Source organism: Saccharopolyspora sp. NPDC000995, assembly GCF_053599315.1.
Window position 1 is genome coordinate 19505 of sequence record NZ_JBSFLZ010000031.1, and the last position, 19184, is coordinate 38688.

Sequence of the window (19184 nt, forward strand, 5' to 3'; positions counted from 1 at the left end):
GAACCGTGCATCGTGGACTGAAGCCGCTGCTGCCGGCGGCGGGCATCGCGCTCATCGCCGGTTGTGCCGCACCCAGCGAACCGCAGGTCACCTTCTACTCGCACGGGAACTCGGTGGCTGTCAACCCCGCCCAGCTCTGCGACGCGACGGGCCAGAACTGCGTGACGCCGTCGGAAAACACCGTCGGCAACCTGCGCGTACCGGACAACGATCCGCTGCAGATCTCGGTGCCCGGCGAGGTCGCCGCCACGCCGTGGCAGGTGGTGTTCATCTACCGCGGCACGAACGGCAAGGAGCTGGACGGCCGTAGCGCGGTCTTCCGCCCCAACGAGCGCCACGCCTACACGCTGCAGGCGCCGCCGGACGGCACCCGGCTGGAGCACGTGGAGGTCCAGCAATTCTCGGCGGTGCTGACCCAGGGCACGGACGGCGGTGTCGACTTCGGCATCGGCGGCACCTGGATCCTGAACGCCCACGCGTGACGGCGCGGCTGCCCTCCGGAGTCGTGGCCGTGACCGGCGGCGTGCACGACCCTGTCGTCGTTGGTGACCACGACCGCGAACCCGGGCGCGCCGGTGGATTCCAGCGCGTTTGTCAGGTACTCGTCGATGGCGGGCGCGGTCGGCTCTGGCGCGGCGTGCGCGGTGGCCGGGCCGAGCGAGATCCCGAGCGTCACCGCGAGCGCGATGATCTTGGCTTGCACGCAGGTGAATCTAGGAATCCAGGCACCCTCGCCGGATCTGCCGACCGACCACGACGAACACCCGCCGAAGGGCATAAAGAAGCCGGGCGCACCGCGATGCGCCCGGCCTCCGCGACGTTCGTCAGTTGCCTGGATCGAGCTCGCGGGCGACCGCGCGCACGACCTCGCCGATGCGCTTGGCCACCTTGCGGTCCGGGTAGCGACCGCGGCGCAGGTCGGGCTGGACCTTCAGCTCCAGGAGCTTGATCATGTCCTCGACCATGCCGTGCAGTTCGTCGACGGGGCGGCGGCGCGCCTCCGCCACCGACGGCAGTGGGTCCAGCAGCTGCACCTTGAGAGCCTGCGGACCGCGGCGCCCCTGCGCCATGTCGAAGTCGACGCGCTGGCCGGTTTTGAGCGCGTCCACGCCGGACGGCAGCGCGGAGGACCGCACGTAAACGTCCTCCCCACCGTCCTGGGTCAGGAAGCCGAAGCCTTTCTCCGCGTCGAACCACTTGACCCTGCCGGTAGGCACTGTCCTCACCGTTCCCTGTCGAATGCGCTGGCCCGGTCTCCGGGTCCTCGGTCGTCCTTGTCTTCTCCGCCGAGCGGGACCGAACGACCCCGGCACGACGAAAGCGCCCCGAATACGCCACACAGTTGGGCGCGCCGGGACGCGTCACGCCAAGCGTACCGCGTAACCAGCCGATAACACTCGGCCTTATTGACCAAGGCCCGCTGCGGCACCCGGCTCAGTCCGTGAATACGCTGCTCAGCATGGCTAGTGCAACGTCCAGATCCGCAGTGCTCCCGGTCTCGATGGCCCTGTTCGGGCTGGGCCTACTGGCGATCATCATGATCTTCGGGCTGGCCGCCGCCGGCTACCAGAACCTGCCGATCTTGCTGAACCTCGCCACCCTGCTGTGCCCGGCTGGCCTGATCCTCGGCGTGGTTGCGACCATTTTCCGCAACCGCAGGCGCTGAATCCGCCATGCGGGACCACGCCTGGCACATGGGTCCCGGCGCAAGGGTCCCGAGTCGGCGATTCTGCGCGAAATCGCCTCCTACTCCTCCAGGCGCCTCAGCACGACCGGGCGTGCTGCGCGAGCCACTCCGGGAACTCTGTGAGGTCGCGCAGCGCGACGTCGGCACCGGCTTCCACCAGCTGGTCGACGCCGTAGGGGCCGGTGGCCACGCCGACGGCGACCGCTCCCGCGGTCTTCGCGCCAACGATGTCGCCGAGGTGGTCGCCGACGTAGATCGTCGCGCCCTCCTCTCGCAGAACCTCGCCCTTCGCCGCAGCGAAGACGTCGCCGGCGAGCAGGTCGACGTCCCAGCCGAACGCCTTGAGGTGCAAGGCCGCATTCGGCTCGTACTTCCCGGTGATCACCAGCGTGCGCCCGCCTGCCTTGCGGACCGCGTCCAGCGCTCGCGCGGCACCCGGCATCGGCTCGGTCACCCCGACCACCACCGACGGGTAGATCTCGCGGAAGTGGTTCACCAGCCGCTCGACCATCGGCTCGTCGAAGCCGTATCCGCGCATCGTGTCGGCCAGCGGCGGCCCCAGGTGCGCGGCGAAGGCCTCGCCGTCCAGTGACAACGCGAACTCCGCGTTCAGTGCTTCGATGGCGCGCACCATCCCGGGGCGCGGGTCGATCAGAGTCATGTCCAGGTCGAAACCGACGGTCGGGGCGCTGTGCTGTTCTGCCACGCGCGTCACCCTACGTGCGAGCGGACTCGCCGCCCGACTCCGAAACCCTTGACCCGAAACTATGCAGTACCGAAAACCATGTCGTAATATTTCTCACATTCCGGCGAGCTGGAGTCGTTCAATGACGAGCACCACCGCGCACCCCGCCCATCGCGAAGGCTTCCACACCCTTCGGGCCAGCGGACTGAACTGGGACTCGCTGCCGCTGCGCCTGTTCAACAAGGGCAACTCCAATTTCTGGAACCCCGCCGACATCGACTTCAGCAAGGACACCGAGGACTGGCAGCGGCTCAACGAGTACGAGCAACGCAGTGTGGCCGGCCTCTGCGCGCAGTTCATCGCCGGCGAAGAGGCCGTGACCCAGGACCTCCAGCCGTTCGTGGCCGCGATGGCCGCCGAGGGTCGGTTCGGCGACGAGATGTACCTGACCCAGTTCGTTTTCGAAGAGGCCAAGCACACCCAGGTGTTCCGCCTTTGGATGGACGCGATCGAACTCACCGAAGACCTGCACGGGCTCGTCGAGGCGAACCCCGGCTACCGCGAGATCTTCTACCGGGCACTGCCCGAGTCGCTGCACGCGCTGCACGACGACCCCAGCCCGGAGAACCAGGTACGCGCGTCGGTCACCTACAACCACGTCGTGGAGGGCACGCTGGCCCTGACCGGCTACTACGCCTGGCACAAGATCTGCGTCAGCCGCGGCATCCTGCCCGGCATGCAGGAGGCCATCCGGCGCATCGGCGACGACGAGCGCCGCCACATGGCGTGGGGCACGTTCACCTGCCGCCGCCACGTCGCCGCCGACGAGCGCAACTGGGACGTGGTGCAGGACCAGATGGGCCGGCTACTGCCGCACGCCATCACCCAGGTCCAGTGGAAGCCGGAGGACGCGCCCGAGGTGCTGCCCTTCGACCTGGACATGGATGAACTCACGGCTTACGCCTCGGACCGCGCGACCCGTCGCCTCGGCGCGATTTCCAGCGCCCGCGGCGTGCCGCTGGCCCAGATCGACGTCGACGCTTCCCCGGAGCAGCTGGAGAACCAGTTCGGCGCCGAAGACGCCGCCGAACTCGCCAAGCTCGACGGCAAGGGCTGATTCCCGGACTGCAGTGCACCTTCTCACGTCTGCGCCAAACGGCGACTTGGGCGCGGACCGGTGCCTAGCGGCGGCGGGCTCGGGAGGCGGCGTTTTCCTGCGAGAACACCACATCCGGGCGTCTGTGTCGCGCGAACCGCAATCCGTGCGGCCGGTTCGCCCGGTGCGAGGCGCCCGTCACCTCCAACTTCTCGGCAGCTGCTCAGGGGGTGAGGCGGGCCAGCGCCCGAGCAGCTTCGGCCTCGGTGTGTCGGCGGCGATGTCGGCGGCGGGCTGGGTCCTGCACACCAGCGCAGCAGCCTGCCCCGCGTAGAGGGTCATGCCTTCGATGTCGCCTTGCACACCGACTAGCGCAGCGAGGTCGGCGCAGCGGTGCACCTCCTGCCCGTCCAGCCAGGTGCCGAGGACGTGCCGGAGCGTTCTGCACCAACAACAACATTGACACCAGCACTGCACAAGCAGGTTGACCCGACGGCGAACGCCTGGGCGGGGGGTGGCAAATCAGGACATCCCCGAGTTCGGCAGCAGCCGCCGGGTGTTTCGACCACCCTCGTGTCGGCTGACTCACCTTCGACTGCGTCAAGCTGGCCACGATGGACGCATCGGGCACGAAACTGTTCGCCTGCACGCCACCGACGCCCCCACTGCTGCCGAGCTCACCACGAACAGCGGTGACCGTCGTCGGATTCGGGATTCCTTTGGCCGGGCAGACGAGATGACGACGCCGCATGCGGTTGCATAGGGTTCAAATGTGCGTGCCTTCGTCGTGGACTCCTTTACCGACAGCGCGTTCTCCGGAAACCCCGCCGGGGTCGTTTCCGTTGGACGCTCCTGCCGAGGTCGAGTGGATGCAGGCGGTCGCCGCCGAGCTGCAGCACTCCGAGACCGCGTTCGCCGTGGTCGGTGGGCCGGGCGACGAGCCGAAACCGCTGCGCTGGTTCACCCCCATAACCGAGGTGCCGCTGTGCGGGCACGCCACCCTCGCCACCGCGCACGTGCTCGGCGGCGACCAGCGCTTCGACACCCGCAGCGGAGTGCTCACCTGTACCGCGCAGGCCGACGGCTGGATCGAGATGGACTTCCCCGTCGACCGCGCCGAGCCGGTGGAGCCACCCGAGGCGCTTGCCGCCGGGCTGCCCGGCATCACCATCGAAGAGGCCGCTCAGGGCGAGACCAAGGTGCTCACGCTCGCCGCGTCCGCCGCCGAAGTCCGCGCGGTGCGGCCGGATTTCGAGGCGTTGGCGGAAATCCAGTCGGCCGGGGTGATCGTCACCGCGCCCGGCGACAGGCCCGGAATCGACTTCGTCAGCCGCGTGTTCTCCCCGCAGGTCGGCATCCCGGAGGACCCGGTAACCGGTTCGGCGCACTGCCTGCTGGCGAACTGGTGGGCGGTGCAGCTCGGGCGCGACGAGCACGACACGACGTTCGTCGGCGAGCAGGCATCCCGGCGTGGCGGCATCGTCGAGATGGCCCTGCGCGGGCACCGCGTCGGACTCCGAGGCCGGGCCGTCACGGTCCTACGCGGCGAACTCCTCGCCTGAACCGCACCGTTGCACCTGGTCAAGGGCTTGAGCACCTTGGGCTGCCATCGGGGCTGCTTCCAGACTCGTCCTGGTGGCGGTGCGGGTGGCACAGGGGTTCGGCGGGGCGGGCGCCGGGCTGGCACCGTATAGGCATGCGGTTGTTGCTGAACATCATCTGGTTGGTGCTGTGCGGGTTCTGGATGGCGGTGGGCTACGCGTTCGCCGGGGTCCTGCTGGCGATCACCATCATCGGCATCCCGTTCGCCATCGCGTCCTTCCGGATGGCCAACTTCGCGCTGTGGCCGTTCGGCCGGCGGCTGGTGGACGAGCCGGCCTCGGGTGCGTTCGCCGCCATCGGCAACATCATCTGGCTGTTGCTGGCCGGCTGGTGGCTGGCGCTCGGGCACATCTTCACCGGCCTCGCCCTCTGCGTCACGATCATCGGCATCCCGCTGGGCATCGCGAACTTCAAGCTCGTGCCCGTCTCGCTGATGCCGCTGGGCAAGCGCATCGTCGACGCCGACGATCCGTACGCGTTCATGCGCGTCCGGTGACGTCCGGCGCATGGACGTCCCCCGACCATCCGGGCGCAGTCCCACGAACGTCAGCGGCGGGCCGGCGACTCGGGTATGCGGGTGATCATGGACCGGGCACCCGCGTCCGCTGAGGCCGCGGGTGCCCGCCGCCTCAGGCCTTGAACGGGTCCAGGACGTGGCCGGTGAGGTCGGCAATCGAGTTGACCACCTTCGTCGGCCGGTACGGGAACAGCTCCGCGGTGTTCTCGTTGGAAATCCCGGACAGCACCAGGATCGTCTGCAGACCAGACTCCAGCCCGGAGCGGACGTCGGTGTCCATCCGGTCCCCGATCATCAGGGTGCTCTCCGAATGCACGCCCAGGTGGCGCAGCGCCGACCGCATCATGAGCGGGTTCGGCTTGCCCACGTAGTAGGGCGCGCGGCCGGTCACCCGCTCGATCAGCGCGGCGACGGCACCGGTGGCAGGCAGCGTGCCCTCCCGGCTCGGCCCCTTCTCATCGGGGTTGGTGGCGATGAACCGCGAGCCCGCCTCGACCAGCCGGATCGCCTTGGTGATCGCCTCGAAGCTGTAGGTGCGGGTTTCGCCGAGGATGACGTAGTCCGGATCGCGGTCAGTCAGCACGTAGCCGATGTTGTGCAGCGCGGTGGTCAGCCCCGACTCGCCGACCACGTAGGCCGAGCCGCCGGGCCGCTGCTTCTCCAGGAACTGCGCGGTCGCCAGCGCGGAGGTCCAGATCGCACCCTCGGGGACGTCGAGCCCGGTTCGCTGCAGGCGGGCGCGCAGGTCACGCGGGGTGTAGATCGAGTTGTTGGTGAAGACCATGAACGGGATGTCGTTGTCGCGCAGGGCCGTTAGGAAGGTGTCCGCGCCCGGCACCATGTGCTCTTCGTGCACGAGCACGCCGTCCATGTCCATCAGGTACGTCCAGGGGGATCGCTCAGTCACGCCCCCGATGATCCACCGGAGGTGGGGTGGATGGCTACTTCGGCGGCCTTCACCACGAACCAGACCTCGTCGTCCGGGGTGAGCCGCAGATCGGCGACGGCCGCTGGGGTCACGTCGGCGGCCAACGAGCAGTCCCGCGCCACGCCGCGCACCCGAACGACGTCGCCGCGCGGTTCGAGCGCCGCCAACCGCACCGGGATCGCGTTGCGCGGGCTGCCGTTCGGTCGCTCGCGGTGCACGGCGACGGCCGACGGTGCGAACACCGCAGCGGCGGATTCGCCCTGCTCCAGCGCCTCGGCGATCCGGCCGCTGATCGCGCCGTCCACGAACGAGATGCCGTCCGCCGCGGCCACCCCGGGCACCAGGTTGAGCCCGGCCACCCGCGCCGTGAAGGCCTCCTTCGGCCGGGCCAGCACCTCGCGGGTCGGGCCCTGCTCGACGATGCAGCCGTCGAGTAGCACAAGCAGCCGGTCAGCCAGCACAACCGCGTCCAGCACGTCGTGGGTGACCAACACGGTCGGTTTCTCCTGCCGGCGCAGCACTTGGTGCAGCAGCCCGCGCATGGCTGGGGCCGCGTCGACGTCGAGCGCCGCCAACGGCTCGTCGAGCAGCAGCAGCTGCGGGTTGGCCGCCAGCGCCCGGGCCAGCGCCACGCGCTGCGCCTGACCGCCCGATAGCTGCCCCGGCTTGCGCGCCGCTAGGCCCGAAACATCCATTTCAGACAGCCAGCGGCCGGCGAGCTCCCGGGCCTCCGCTTTGCGGACGCCAGCCGCGCGCGGGCCGAAGGCTACGTTCTCCAGGGCCGTGAGGTTCGGGAACAACAGGGCGTTCTGCGCGAGCAGCCCGACGCCCCGGCGGTGCGTCGGCACGTTGATCCCGCGCTCGGTGTCCAGCCACGACGCGCCGTCCAGCTCGACCTGCCCCCGATGCGGCACCAGCTGCCCTGCCAGCACGGACAGCAGCGTGGACTTGCCCGCCCCGTTCGGCCCGAGCACGGCGAGGACCTCGCCGGGCGCCACCACGAACTCCGCGCGCAGCATGAAATCGGCGCGCCGGAACTCGATGTCGGCCCGCAATCCGCTCACAGCCGTCCTTCCACCGCCTTGGGCCGGGCCACCACGATGACCAGCAACGCGACCACCACCAGCAGCAACGACATCGCCACCGCAGCGTCCACATCGGAGGGAGCCGTGTTGTAGATGGCAAGCGGCAGGGTCCGGGTGGTGCCCTGCAAACTACCGGCGAAGGTGATCGTCGCACCGAACTCCCCCAACGCCCGTGCGAAGGTCAGCACCAGACTCGACCCCAGCGCGGGCAGCAGCAGCGGCACGGTGACCCGCCGGAACGTCAACCAGGGCCTGGCGCCGAGCGTCGCGGCGACCTGCTCGTAGCGCCCGCCCGCGGTCCGCAGCGCGCCTTCCAGACCGATCACGAGGAAAGGCATCGCGACGAACGTCTGCGCCAGCACCACGGCCGCCGTCGTGTACGGCAGGCGGATGCCCACGGTGTCGAGCAAATGCCCGAGCGGGCCGGTGCGCCCCAGCAGGTAAAGCAGCGCGAGGCCGCCGACGACCGGCGGAAGCACCAGCGGCAACAGCACGAACGCCCGCAACACGCGCAGTCCGCGCATCCGGGACCGCGCCAGCACCAGCGCCAGCGGTCCGCCCAGCACCAGGGACAGCCCGGTGGAGATCAGCCCGGTGATCATCGACAGCCGCAGGGCGTCGAGCGCGGCGGGGCTGAGCAGTAGCGCCGGCAGGCGTGCCGGGTCGACGCGGGGCAGCAGCCCCAGGACCGGCAGGACCACGAGCGCCAGCGCGAGCACCGCAGGCACCCAAAGCACCACCGGCACCTGGGTCGTCGGCAATTTCAAAGGAAATCTAAGGTCCGATTTCCATTGAAATTGCGGTGATCGCCTGGTCACGGGGTACCGAAACCGTGCTGGCCGAGGACCTCGCGGCCGACCGGACCGCGCACGAACGCCATGAACTCCGCGGCCAGCTGCTTCTCCGGCGCGGCCCCGATCGTCGCGATCGGATAGGTGTTGACCGCCTGCTGCGCCTCCGGGAAGTCAACCGCCTGCACCTGGGCCCCGGCCGCCTTCGTGTCGGTGACGTACACGAGCCCGGCATCCGCCTCCCCCGCAACGACCTTCTGCAGCACCGACTTCACGTCGTTCTCCTCGCTGGCCGGGTTCAGCCGCACGCCGGAAGCCTGCGCCACCTTCTGCGTGGCCGAGCCGCACGGCACCTGCGGCGCGCAGACCACGACGGTCCGGCCGGGCGCGGCGAGATCGGCGAGCGAGGCGATGTGGGCCGGGTTGCCCGGCGGGACCACGATCGTCAACTGGTTCGTCGCGAACGTTTCCGGCTGGCCGACCAGGTCGCGCACCTTGTCCATGTTCTTCGTGTCCGCCGAGGCGAAAACGTCCGCGGCGCGACCCTGGCTGATCTGCTCGGCCAGCGTCGACGAGCCCTGGTAGTCGAACTGCACCCGCACATCGGGGTGCTGCTGCGTGAACCGCGTGCCGAGCTCGTCGAAGGACTCGGTGAGGGATGCCGCAGCGAGCACTGTCACCATGCGCTGCGGCTGGGACTGCTGCCCGGCCTGCCCGCACCCGGCCAGCAGCACGAGCGCAACCAGCGCACCGACGATCATCCTGAGCTTCGCCATCATCCCTCTCCCGGTGTTTCCACCACGACGTTGGTCGACTTGACCACGGCAACCGCCAGCGCCCCGGGCACCAACCCGAGCTCGTGCACCGCCTCGGTGCTCATCAGCGAGACGATCCGGTGCGGGCCGCACTGGATCTCCACCTGCGACATGACCCGGTCCGAGACCACCTCGGTGACCAGCCCGACGAACCGGTTCCGCGCCGAGCGGCCGATGCCGGAGGGATCCGGCGTCGAGCGCGCCTGGGCACGGGCGAACTCGGCGAGCGCGGCGCCGTCGACGGTGCGCCGACCGGCGGAGTCCCGATTCGAGGGCAGCTGCCCGCCCTCGATCCACCGGCGCACCGTGTCGTCGCTGACGCCGAGCAGCCCGGCGGCCTCAGAAATCCGATAGTGCGGCACAGCCGAAACAATACTTCCGCAGATGCGGGAAAAACCAGGGAATATGACCGCTGATCAGGATCTTGCGCTGGGTTTGTGCCTTCCTCTGGCCGCGTCAGCTTCCCCGTCGAACTGCTAGGCGGATCCGCACAAAACCGCTCGCGCGTCGAAATACCCCGCCGCTACGCGCTAGGGTCGTGGGGTGACCGCGGTGGACTTAGGAATCCCGCTCGTGCGCCGCACGATCGATATGTCCGCACGTCCGGACACGCCCCAACTGGTGGACAGGTTCGGTCGCGTGGCCACCGATTTGCGCGTCTCCTTGATCGACAAGTGCAACCTGCGCTGCACCTACTGCATGCCCGCCGAGGGCTTGCCGTGGTTGAAGCGCGCGGAGTTGCTCGACACCGACGAGATGAACCGGCTGATCCGCATCGCCGTCGAGGAACTCGGCGTCAACACGGTGCGCTTCACCGGTGGCGAGCCGCTGCTGCGGCAGGACCTGGTGGACATCATCGCGGCGACCTCTGTCCTGCCCGGCCACCCGAAAACATCGCTGACCACCAACGGGATCAATCTCGGCGGCTACGCCGAACCCCTGGTGCGGGCCGGGCTGAACCGGGTCAACGTCTCACTGGACACCCTCGACCGCGACGTGTTCAAGCGGCTCACCCGCCGCGACCGCCTCGACGACGTGCTCGCCGGGCTCGCCGCGGCGAAGACGATGCGGCTGGAACCGGTCAAGGTCAACGCGGTGCTGATGCGTGGGATCAACGATCACGAGGCCTGCGACCTGCTGCGGTTCTGCATCGAACGTGGCTACCAACTGCGGTTCATCGAGCAGATGCCGCTCGACCCCCAGCACGACTGGGACCGCGAGCAGATGATCACCGCCGAGGAGATCCTGGACCGGCTCAGCGCCGAGTTCGACCTCACTCCGGACGTCGCCGAACGGGGCTCGGCCCCCGCTGAGCGCTGGCTGGTAGACGGCGGGCCAGCCACGGTCGGCGTGATCGCCTCGGTGACCAGGCCGTTCTGTTCGGCGTGCGACCGGACCCGGCTGACCGCCGACGGCCAGTTGCGCTCGTGCCTGTTCTCGACGACCGAGACGGACTTGCGCGGGCCGATGCGCGCCGGGGCGGACGACACCGAACTGATCCGGTTGTGGCAGGAGACGATGTGGGCGAAGGCCGCGGGGCACGGCATGGACTCGGGCGAGTTCGCCCAGCCGGCCCGGCCGATGAGCGCTATCGGAGGTTGAGCGGATGACGGCGCTGCCGGACCAGGCCAGGACCGTCGCGGTGCAGGTGAGGTACTTCGCAGGCGCCCGCGCGGCCGCCGGTGTCCCGGAGGAAACGGTGCGCGTCGCGCGGCCGGACGGTGCCGCGGTGACCGCTGCGGACGTCATCGCCGCCGCGCTGAACTTGCACGACGAGAAGCTGTCGAATGTGCTGCCGGCGTGCAGCTTCCTGCTCGACGGCGTCGCCGTCCGAGACCGCACCGTCGAGGTCTTCGACGACGCGACGCTGGACGTCCTCCCGCCGTTCGCGGGCGGCTGAACCGGACCTCCGAGTCCTTGCGGACCGACACTGAACATTACTGCGCGCGCGGGCGTGCGCGCGCACGCGAATACAACATGCGTCGGCGTGTCGTGCACACTCACTCAGGTGACATTTTGATATCGCTCTGAACCATGTCGATCTTGATTCCACAGCCGCGTCCTTCGACAGCCTTAACAGTCCCTGATCTAGCGACATAGATCACTACCCTGCGCACCGATACGAACCCCCCTCGCGATCGTCTCGACTGTGTCCCGGCACGCCCGGGCGAGAGCGGAGAGAAGCCGACGGCGCCGTGAACCACTGCGACGAGCGTTGCCCGGAGGAGGCAACGAGGTGACCCACGACTCACTGTCGGTGATCGATATCGTCCCGGAAACGACTTGATAACGACGCTCTGATCAGCGCAAATATCCCGGATCGAAGCACCTACCCCCACTGTTACTGTGATCAGCGTCACATGATCTCAGGTTTCCGATCTCCGTCTTGGTTACGTAGAGTCGCTCCTCGGTCGGCCCCGAACCGATCAGCAAGGAACGGAAGCTCGCAGCGCCGAACCCTGTCCGGCGGGCTTCAGACCCCGAAACGAAGAACACCGGACAGGGGCGGGGGACCCAACACCCGGGCTCCCCGAAGCCCTAGGGGTGAAGCCGGTTCCCCCCGAGCCGGCCGGGCTGCCTCTCAGCCCGAACCCGACAGCTCACCTCGCAGGCGCGGCAGGAGAGAGGAACATGGCTCGCTACAACGGCAAGCACCGGAAACCTTCGAATACCGGCCGCACCATCGCCCGCGTCGCCGTCGCCGGCGCTGTGGTCGCCACCCCGATCGCGATCGCAGCCCCAGCCAACGCGGCGTACGCCCCGAACTGGGACAGGCTTGCCCAGTGCGAGAGCAGCGGCAACTGGAGCATCAACACCGGCAACGGCTACTACGGCGGACTCCAGTTCAGCGCGTCGACCTGGACGGCCTTCGGCGGCACCCAGTACGCCGGCAGCGCCCACCAGGCGACCCGCGAGCAGCAGATCGCCGTCGCCGAGAAGGTCCTCGCCGCGCAGGGCCCCAACGCGTGGCCCGGCTGCACCGCCAAGCTCAACTGGACCACCGGCGGCACACAGGTCAGCGTCAAGACCACCACGCCCGTCAAGACCACCACGCCGAAGCAGACCGAGACCAAGGTCAAGCCCCAAACGGCCACCCCCAAGCCGGCGGTGAAGATCAGCGGCGCGGACTACACGGTCAAGATCGGCGACACCCTGAGCGCGATCGGCGAGAAGTTCGGCGTCACCTTCCAGGAAATCGCCAAGCGCAACTCGAACATCATCAGCGACCCGGACCTGATCTTCCCCGGTCAGCAGCTCGACATCAAATGATCTGGTCGACCGGCCAGTCCGGTCGGCGAGGAGTACGTGTCGTACCCCCGACACGGCACGTGCTCCGCACCTCTCGGAACCCCCACCGCAAACCCCCGGCGGCGGGGGTTCCGGCATTCCCGGGTCGCTCCTTTGCGGTGCGGGCGGCGGAACGTCAGAAGCCGCCTGCTCCGGGAGAATCCAAGGACCGTTCCGTGAGCTCGGCTCAACTCACCGCCTGCCGCGACGGACCGCGCCGGCGCCGCGTATTGGTCAGATGAGTTCTGAAAATGTGATTACGGGCAGTTGACCCATTCTTCGGTGTTGTCGTCGAAGACCTGGCGCTTCCAGATCGGCAGGCGCCGCTTCACCTCGTCGACCAGCTCCGAGCAGGCGCTGAACGCCTGCCTGCGGTGTTCCGCCGCCACCGCGCATCCGAGCGCCACATCGCCGATCTTGAGCAGGCCGATGCGATGCGACACCGCGATAACGTGAACCCCCTCGAACCGGGCCGCGATGTCCTGCGCGACCTCGGCGATCACGTCGGATGCGCTGGGGTGCCCGACGTATTCGAGCTCGCGTACGCCGCGCCCGCCGTCGTGGTTGCGGACCACCCCGCCGAAGGTCACCACTGCGCCTGCCGCGCTGTGCTCCACCGAGCGGGCCAGGTCCTCGATGTCGATCACCTGATCGGTCACATCGGCCCGCAGGACGTCCGCGACCACGCGGTTCGGCACCGCGTGGTCGCCGCCGTGCAGCTGGTCGACGGCGTGCTCCAGGACTCCGTCCAGCACGCCGAGCCCGTCCTTGACGCCGCCGCGCGAGCCCGGCAGGTTCACGATCAACGTTCGGCCGCTGACCCCGGCCAGCCCACGGGAAAGCACCGCCGTCGGGACCTCCGGCAGGCCTGCCGAGCGGATCGCCTCGGCCAGCCCCGGGATCGGGTAGTCGAGCACCGCCGCCGTGACCTCGGGTGTGCGGTCGGTCGGGCTGATGCCGGTGCCGCCGGTGGTGATCACGACGTCCGCGCCGTCGGCGACCGCGCGGCGCAGCTCCTCCCCCACCGGGTCGCCGTCGGGCGCCACGACGGGGTCGGGGGTCTCGTAGCCGCGCCCGCGCAGCCAATCGACGATCACCGGACCGGTGCGGTCGGGGTATACGCCGGCCGCGGCGCGGTTGGACGCGGCGATCACTCGCGCTGTCCTCGTCATGGAGACCTCCCGTGTGTTTCGCGCCCATCCGATTGGCCGCCGCAGGTGCCATCCTCCGCGACCGGCCGGCACCGCCTCAACCCCGCCCGGTCCGCAGTAGGCGGCACCGGCGCCGCTCCGCAATTTCACTTGAGTTTTTTTCATCCTGGCGGCTTCGCAGCCGCGACACCTGGAGTCCCACGACGCGAGGTCGTCGCATGCTCCGAAGGCACATAGCCCACCCTCGCGGCATGCACCGCCACGGGTTCTCGGCGGCCTTCTCGCGAGGACAGGCCGGACGCCGCGGTCATGCAAGTCCGGGAGCTCGGAGTCGAGAAGGCCGCCGAGGTTCCGCTACCCGCACCGCAACGCAAGAAGAGGCTGGAAACGCGCAATGGAAATCGCGGATACCTGGATCAGGCGTCGCGGGTCCAGGTGCCGGTCTTGCCGCCCTCCTTGCGCTCCACCTGGACTGCGTCGAGCACGGCGGCCGGGTCGACGGCCTTGATCATGTCGTGCAGCGTCAGCCCCGCCCCGGCGACCGCGGTCAGCGCCTCCATCTCGACGCCGGTGCGGTCGGTGGTCTTCACCGTCGCGGAGATCCGCACCTCGGCCTCGCCGAGCACGAGTTCGACCTTGGCGCCGGAGATCGCGATCGGGTGGCACAGCGGGATCAGGTCCGGGGTCCGCTTCGCGGCCATGATCCCGGCGATCCGGGCGGTGGCGATCGCGTCGCCCTTCGGCAGCCCGTCGCGGCGCAGCAGGGCGATCACCTCGGCAGTCGTGCGCACCACGCCGCTGGCGACAGCGGTGCGGGCGGTGGGCTGCTTTCCGGAGACGTCGACCATGCGAGCCGCGCCCGCCTCGTCGACATGCGTGAGCTCATCCTGCGCCATGCCCCGAGCCTAGACCTGCCGGGGGTTGCGGAAATCACCGCGGCACGGCTTCCCGGACTGCGCGTTCGGGCTGTTCACGCCGGCCGTGAGTCTTTTTGGTCGCCACAGCTGCCCAAGAAACTCACGGCCCCCGTTCGATCAATACTCGATGTCCTCGACCATGGACCAGGGCAGGGAGGAGCCGCCCTGCGAAGCCGGGTCGCCCTCCTTCGACGCGATCGCGGCCTTCTTCACCGCTTCCGCGACCGCCGGGGCCACCGCGGAGTCGAACACGCTCGGCACGATGAACGACGCGTTGATCCGCTCCCCGTCCACGACGTCGGCGATCGCGTTCGACGCCGCCAGCATCATCTCGTCGGTGATCTTGTGCGCGTGCGCGTCCAGCAGACCGCGGAATACGCCCGGGAAGGCCAGCACGTTGTTGATCTGGTTCGGGTAATCGCTGCGTCCGGTCGCGACGATGGTGGCGTGCTTCTGCGCCTCCAGCGGGTCGATCTCCGGGTCGGGGTTGGCGAGCGCGAACACGATCGCGTCGGAGTTCATGGACGCCACATCGTCCGAGCTGAGCAGGTTCGGCGCGGACACGCCGATGAACACGTCCGCCTCGCGGACCGCGTCGGACAGCGTGCCGCTGCGGCCGTCCTTGTTGGTGGACGCGCCGATGGACCGCAGGTTCGGGTCGCTGTCGCCGCGACCGGCGTGGACGATGCCGTTGATGTCGACGGCGATGATGTCGGCCGGTTTCTTGTGCTGCAGCAGGCGGATAATGGCCGAACCGGCGGCGCCGACGCCGCACACCACGATGCGGCAGTCGGTGATGTCCTTGTTCACCACGCGCAGCGCGTTGCGCAGCGCGCCAAGCACCACGATCGCGGTGCCGTGCTGGTCGTCGTGGAAGACCGGGATGCTCAGCTTCTCCCGCAGCCGAGCCTCGATCTCGAAGCAACGCGGGGCTGCGATGTCCTCCAGGTTGATGCCGCCGTAGACCGGGGCGATCAGCTCGACGGCGCGGATGATCTCCTCGGTGTCCTGGGTGTCCAGGCAGACCGGCCAGGCGTTGACGCCGGCGAACTTCTTGAACAGCGCGGCCTTGCCCTCCATGACTGGCAACGCGGCCTCCGGGCCGATGTTGCCCAGCCCGAGCACGGCGGAACCGTCGGTGACCACCGCGACCGCGTTGCGCTTGATGGTCAGCCGGCGGGCGTCCTCGGGGTTGTCCGCGATAGCGGTGCACACCCGGGCCACGCCAGGGGTGTACGCGCGGGAGAGGTCGTCGCGGTTGTTGAGCGCGACCCGCGAGTTGACCTCGATCTTGCCGCCGAGGTGCACCAGGAAGGTCCGGTCGGAGATCTTGCGCACCCGGACGCCGGGCAGGGCGCCGAGAACCTCGGCGAGGTCGTTGGCGTGGTCGGCCGACAGCGCGTTGCAGGTGATGTCGACGACGATGCGGTCGGCGTGCGACTCGACGACGTCGAACGCCGTGATGACGCCGCCCGCACGACCGATCGCGCTCGTCAGGTCACCCGCAGCGGTCGTCGACGGCGGGGCCTCGACGCGAACGGTGATCGAATAACCCGGGCCTGGAACCGGCATGGCACACCCCTGTCGAGCTGATCGGCTATGGACTTGGCGGGTGCGGTACCCGGCGGCCCGCGGGCCGCCAGAGCAGATCGCCATCCGGGATGCAAGCCCTTCGGACCCGCTAAGCGACCAGAACTTCACCCAGCACGAAAAAGCCTAAAACTTTCCCGACTGTGAGCGACGTCCGGTCCCGTTACCGACCGGTTCCCCTTGACAGGAGGGTCACTTGTTGATTCGGGTGACCGGGTGGACGTAGGCAACGGCGTCCTGCCCGAGCGGGAAGGCAGTGTCCCCGAACGGCGACAACGCGCCCTGCTTGTCGGCCAGGAACTCGCTTACCGGGTGATCGCCGTCCGAGGCCTTCGGCCAAGACGGGTCAATGCGGTCCTTTTTGGTCTTGCCGGCCACGTCGTTCCTCCTGTGCATTCCGGCTACGGTGCACTTCCAGTTTGCCGGATCCGGGCCCGGACCTCACCCAAAGGTGCGCAGCGCAACTAGTGCGGCACCAAGCAACGTTGATCGGGTATGGAGGGTATCGGGTATTGAGGCGGCCTGGATAGTGGGCTGCGAGCGCATGCTGGTCAATAGGCCGATCAAGGTCCGTAACCGCGGCATTAGGACCGACGCGCGGACCTCGATCCGGTGCGACGCATCTCTCACCAGGCGGGGGCGGAGAACGTCGGCGCAGCGCGGCTGCTGGGTATCGTGGAGAGGATGTCATCACTGGCGGATTGGCTGCGGGCACGCAGCGACGAACAGCTCGTCGCCCTGCTGCGCGCGCGACCCGACCTCGCGACCCCACCGCCGGCCGACCACTCGGTGCTCGCGACGCGCGTCGGAGTGCGCTCGTCTGTCACACGGGCCTGCGAGGACCTAGATTCCTTCGCTCACGCCACGCTCGAGGCGCTGGTGCTGCTCGACTCCGACGTCGCCCCGGTGCCGTTGGACGCCGTCGCCAGGCTTCTCGGCCGCGACGTCACGGTCGAACGCGTCCGCCGATCCGTTACGCAGCTGCGCGACCTCGCGCTGGCCTGGGGCGAGGACGCCGAGCTATCGGTGTCCACGGCGGCGCGGGAGGCTCTCCCGACCTTCCCCGCCGGGCTCGGGCGCCCCGCCGAGCACCTCACCGAGGCGGCAGCGAAGGCCGCGCTGGCCGACCTCGACGAGGAGGAGCGGCGGTTGGTCGGCAAGCTCGCCGAAGGCGCGCCGATCGGCCGCACCAAGGACGCCGCCAAGCAGGTCCCGCTGGAGCAGGCGGCCAACCCGGTGCAACGGCTGCTCGCCAAGGGGCTGCTGCTGCGGCGCGATGCCGAGACCGTCGAGCTGCCGCGCCAGCTCGCGTTGGCCGTGCGCGGCGACCACCCGATGGGCCAGGTGGAGCCCGAAGAGCCGATCCCGGACCTGACCACTGGCACCGGGCAGTCCAATGTAGACAAGACTGGTGGCGGCGCGGCGCTGGAGCTGCTGCGGCACGTCGAAGGGCTGCTCGCCGCCTGGGGCGAGGAACCACCGGACGTGCTGCGCTCCGGCGGCGTCGGCGTGCGCGACCTGCGCCGCACCGCCAAGACCATCGAAATCGACGAGAACCGACTGGGCCTTCTCGTGGAGGTCGCGGTCGCGGCCAACCTCCTCGCCAACAGCGAGGGCTCGGACCCCCAGTGGGTGCCCACCATCCAGTCCGACACCTGGCTGGCCTCCCCGCCCGAGCAGCGCTGGGCGACCCTGGCCCATGCCTGGCTGGACCTGACCCGGCTCCCGGGCCTCATCGGCGCCCGCGACGAGAAGGACCGGCTGCTCAACCCGCTGTCCGAAGACCTGCGCCGACCGCTCGCGCCGAAGGACCGCCGCCGCATCCTCGACTACCTAGACGAACTGCCGGGCGGACACGGCGCACGGCCCGACGACGTCGCCGCCGTGCTCGGCTGGCGCGCCCCGCGCCGCGGCGGACGGCTGCGCGACGACCTGGTGCGATGGACCCTCGTCGAGGCAACCGCCCTCGGCGTCGTCGCGCTGCACGCGCTGACCACCGCCGGACGCGTCCTGCTCGTCGACGGCGCCGCCGAAGCGGCCCGGCAACTCGCCGACGCGCTCCCCGAACCACTGGACCACGTCCTGGTGCAGGCCGACCTCACCGTCGTCGCGCCTGGCCGCCTCGGACCCGACCTCGCCAGCGAGATGAAACTCGTCGCGGACGTCGAATCCGCAGGCAGCGCAACGGTTTACCGGATCAGCGAAGGCAGCATCCGACGCGCGCTCGACGCCGGCCACACCGCCGACGACCTGCACTCGCTGTTGCGCACCCGCTCCCGCACCCCGATCCCGCAGTCGCTGACCTACCTCATCGACGACGTCGCCCGCCGCCACGGACGGCTCCGCGCGGGCACCGCCGCAGCCTTCCTGCGCTGCGACGATCCGCTGCTGCTGGCCGAAATCCTGGCCAAACCCGAGAGCGAAGAACTCGAACTGCGCCGCATCGCCCCAACCGTTCTGGTCAGCCCCCTACCACTGGCCGACGTCGTCGCCGTCCTCCGCGTCGCCGGATTCGCCCCGGTGGCCGAAGGCCCCGATGGCAACGTGCTCGACCTCCGGGAGAGCGGTCGGCGAGTGCGCGGCAGAAGTCGCCCGGCGCAGCCGGTGGCAATCACCGCGCCGAGCCCGGAGCAGCTCGGCGAGCTCGTAGCGCAGCTGCGAGCCGGCGACCGGGCCGGGGCGGCGCGGCGCGGCAGCGCCGTGAGCCCCGAGCGCGGGCGGCCGAGCGCCGAGGCGACACTGCAGCTGCTGCGCGACGCGGCGCGGCAGCGCCGGAGCGTGTGGCTGGGGTTCGTCGACACGCACGGAGTGCGGAGCCAGCGCGTGGTGCGTCCGGTGAGCGTCGGCGGCGGAATCCTGCAGGGCTTCGACACCAGCAGCGAGGAGCTGGGCAACTTCCCGCTGCACCGGATCATGTCCGTCGCACTCGTCGAGGACTGACCGCCCGGCACCCGCAAATGAATCCCCGGCTGCACCACGGTTTTCAGCGCCACCGCAGGTCCGGGGCGGTGAGTCTGTTGGGCAGCTGCAGC

At 69.5% G+C, this 19184-nt stretch carries 20 protein-coding genes, 1 pseudogene and 1 riboswitch; of the genes and pseudogenes, 9 read left to right on the forward strand and 12 right to left on the reverse strand.

Going from position 1 to position 19184, the window contains the following annotated elements; all coding sequences use genetic code 11:
- Positions 1-5 precede the first annotated feature (5 nt).
- Positions 6-482, forward strand: a complete 477-nt coding sequence (locus tag ACWDKQ_RS13395) for a DUF2771 family protein (RefSeq protein ID WP_450139026.1) — start codon at positions 6-8, stop codon at positions 480-482.
- Between the two features lie 342 nt (positions 483-824).
- On the opposite strand, the gene ACWDKQ_RS13400 is transcribed toward ACWDKQ_RS13395, so the two are convergent.
- Complete coding sequence (locus tag ACWDKQ_RS13400) at positions 825-1217, reverse strand: cold-shock protein (protein ID WP_450139027.1); 393 nt, start codon at positions 1215-1217, stop codon at positions 825-827.
- Positions 1218-1459: 242 nt separating this feature from the next.
- Between ACWDKQ_RS13400 and ACWDKQ_RS13405 the strand changes: the two genes are divergently transcribed.
- Complete coding sequence (locus ACWDKQ_RS13405) at positions 1460-1666, forward strand: hypothetical protein (protein WP_450139028.1); 207 nt, start codon at positions 1460-1462, stop codon at positions 1664-1666.
- Positions 1667-1763: 97 nt separating this feature from the next.
- Here the strand turns inward: ACWDKQ_RS13405 and ACWDKQ_RS13410 are convergent, their stop codons facing one another.
- Positions 1764-2393 (reverse strand): HAD family hydrolase, encoded by a 630-nt coding sequence (locus tag ACWDKQ_RS13410; RefSeq protein ID WP_450139029.1) that lies wholly within the window; start codon positions 2391-2393, stop codon positions 1764-1766.
- Between the two features lie 121 nt (positions 2394-2514).
- Between ACWDKQ_RS13410 and ACWDKQ_RS13415 the strand changes: the two genes are divergently transcribed.
- A complete protein-coding gene (locus tag ACWDKQ_RS13415; protein ID WP_450139030.1) occupies positions 2515-3489 on the forward strand; it encodes a R2-like ligand-binding oxidase in 975 nt (324 codons plus the stop codon).
- A gap of 177 nt (positions 3490-3666) precedes the next feature.
- Here the strand turns inward: ACWDKQ_RS13415 and ACWDKQ_RS13420 are convergent, their stop codons facing one another.
- A complete protein-coding gene (locus tag ACWDKQ_RS13420) occupies positions 3667-3867 on the reverse strand; it encodes a hypothetical protein (protein WP_450139031.1) in 201 nt (66 codons plus the stop codon).
- 373 nt (positions 3868-4240) lie between these two features.
- Here ACWDKQ_RS13420 and ACWDKQ_RS13425 point away from each other — a divergent pair.
- Positions 4241-5030, forward strand: a pseudogene (locus ACWDKQ_RS13425) (PhzF family phenazine biosynthesis protein).
- Between the two features lie 134 nt (positions 5031-5164).
- The gene (locus ACWDKQ_RS13430) at positions 5165-5566 is read left to right on the forward strand and encodes a YccF domain-containing protein (RefSeq protein ID WP_450139032.1); all 402 of its coding nucleotides are present in this window, start codon (positions 5165-5167) and stop codon (positions 5564-5566) included.
- A gap of 133 nt (positions 5567-5699) precedes the next feature.
- On the opposite strand, the gene ACWDKQ_RS13435 is transcribed toward ACWDKQ_RS13430, so the two are convergent.
- From ACWDKQ_RS13435 to ACWDKQ_RS13455, 5 genes are all read right to left on the reverse strand, one after another.
- A complete protein-coding gene (locus tag ACWDKQ_RS13435) occupies positions 5700-6494 on the reverse strand; it encodes an HAD-IIA family hydrolase (protein WP_450139033.1) in 795 nt (264 codons plus the stop codon).
- A complete protein-coding gene (locus ACWDKQ_RS13440; protein ID WP_450139061.1) occupies positions 6491-7534 on the reverse strand; it encodes a sulfate/molybdate ABC transporter ATP-binding protein in 1044 nt (347 codons plus the stop codon). The genes ACWDKQ_RS13435 and ACWDKQ_RS13440 overlap by 4 nt, the downstream gene beginning before the upstream one ends.
- A gap of 41 nt (positions 7535-7575) precedes the next feature.
- A complete protein-coding gene (locus ACWDKQ_RS13445; protein ID WP_450139062.1) occupies positions 7576-8346 on the reverse strand; it encodes an ABC transporter permease in 771 nt (256 codons plus the stop codon).
- A gap of 68 nt (positions 8347-8414) precedes the next feature.
- Complete coding sequence (gene modA, locus ACWDKQ_RS13450; RefSeq protein WP_450139034.1) at positions 8415-9170, reverse strand: molybdate ABC transporter substrate-binding protein; 756 nt, start codon at positions 9168-9170, stop codon at positions 8415-8417.
- A complete protein-coding gene (locus ACWDKQ_RS13455; RefSeq protein WP_450139035.1) occupies positions 9167-9568 on the reverse strand; it encodes a TOBE domain-containing protein in 402 nt (133 codons plus the stop codon). Before ACWDKQ_RS13455 ends, modA begins: the two co-directional genes overlap by 4 nt.
- A gap of 190 nt (positions 9569-9758) precedes the next feature.
- Here ACWDKQ_RS13455 and moaA point away from each other — a divergent pair, with 190 nt between their 5' ends.
- The 3 genes from moaA (at position 9759) to ACWDKQ_RS13470 (ending at position 12476) form a co-directional block, all read left to right on the forward strand.
- Positions 9759-10808 carry a GTP 3',8-cyclase MoaA gene (gene moaA / locus ACWDKQ_RS13460; RefSeq protein ID WP_450139036.1) on the forward strand — a complete coding sequence of 350 codons (1050 nt, stop codon included), beginning with the start codon at positions 9759-9761 and terminating at the stop codon, positions 10806-10808.
- A gap of 4 nt (positions 10809-10812) precedes the next feature.
- Positions 10813-11106 (forward strand): MoaD/ThiS family protein, encoded by a 294-nt coding sequence (locus tag ACWDKQ_RS13465; RefSeq protein ID WP_450139037.1) that lies wholly within the window; start codon positions 10813-10815, stop codon positions 11104-11106.
- Between the two features lie 583 nt (positions 11107-11689).
- Positions 11690-11836: riboswitch (cyclic di-AMP (ydaO/yuaA leader) on the forward strand.
- Position 11837: 1 nt separating this feature from the next.
- Complete coding sequence (locus ACWDKQ_RS13470) at positions 11838-12476, forward strand: transglycosylase family protein (protein ID WP_450139038.1); 639 nt, start codon at positions 11838-11840, stop codon at positions 12474-12476.
- Positions 12477-12751: 275 nt separating this feature from the next.
- Here ACWDKQ_RS13470 and ACWDKQ_RS13475 read toward each other — a convergent pair whose 3' ends face one another.
- The 4 genes from ACWDKQ_RS13475 to ACWDKQ_RS13490 all read right to left on the reverse strand — a co-directional run bounded on the left by ACWDKQ_RS13475 (position 12752) and on the right by ACWDKQ_RS13490 (position 16530).
- Entirely contained in the window at positions 12752-13666 is a 915-nt protein-coding gene (locus ACWDKQ_RS13475) for a molybdenum cofactor biosynthesis protein MoaE (RefSeq protein ID WP_450139039.1), read from the reverse strand.
- A gap of 395 nt (positions 13667-14061) precedes the next feature.
- Complete coding sequence (gene moaC, locus ACWDKQ_RS13480; protein WP_450139040.1) at positions 14062-14541, reverse strand: cyclic pyranopterin monophosphate synthase MoaC; 480 nt, start codon at positions 14539-14541, stop codon at positions 14062-14064.
- 138 nt (positions 14542-14679) lie between these two features.
- The gene (locus ACWDKQ_RS13485; protein WP_450139041.1) at positions 14680-16134 is read right to left on the reverse strand and encodes a malic enzyme-like NAD(P)-binding protein; all 1455 of its coding nucleotides are present in this window, start codon (positions 16132-16134) and stop codon (positions 14680-14682) included.
- A 210-nt stretch (positions 16135-16344) separates the two neighbouring features.
- Positions 16345-16530 (reverse strand): hypothetical protein, encoded by a 186-nt coding sequence (locus tag ACWDKQ_RS13490; protein WP_450139042.1) that lies wholly within the window; start codon positions 16528-16530, stop codon positions 16345-16347.
- Between the two features lie 306 nt (positions 16531-16836).
- On the opposite strand from ACWDKQ_RS13490, the gene ACWDKQ_RS13495 reads away from it, so the two are divergent.
- Entirely contained in the window at positions 16837-19092 is a 2256-nt protein-coding gene (locus tag ACWDKQ_RS13495) for a helicase-associated domain-containing protein (RefSeq protein WP_450139063.1), read from the forward strand.
- Positions 19093-19184 lie beyond the last annotated feature (92 nt).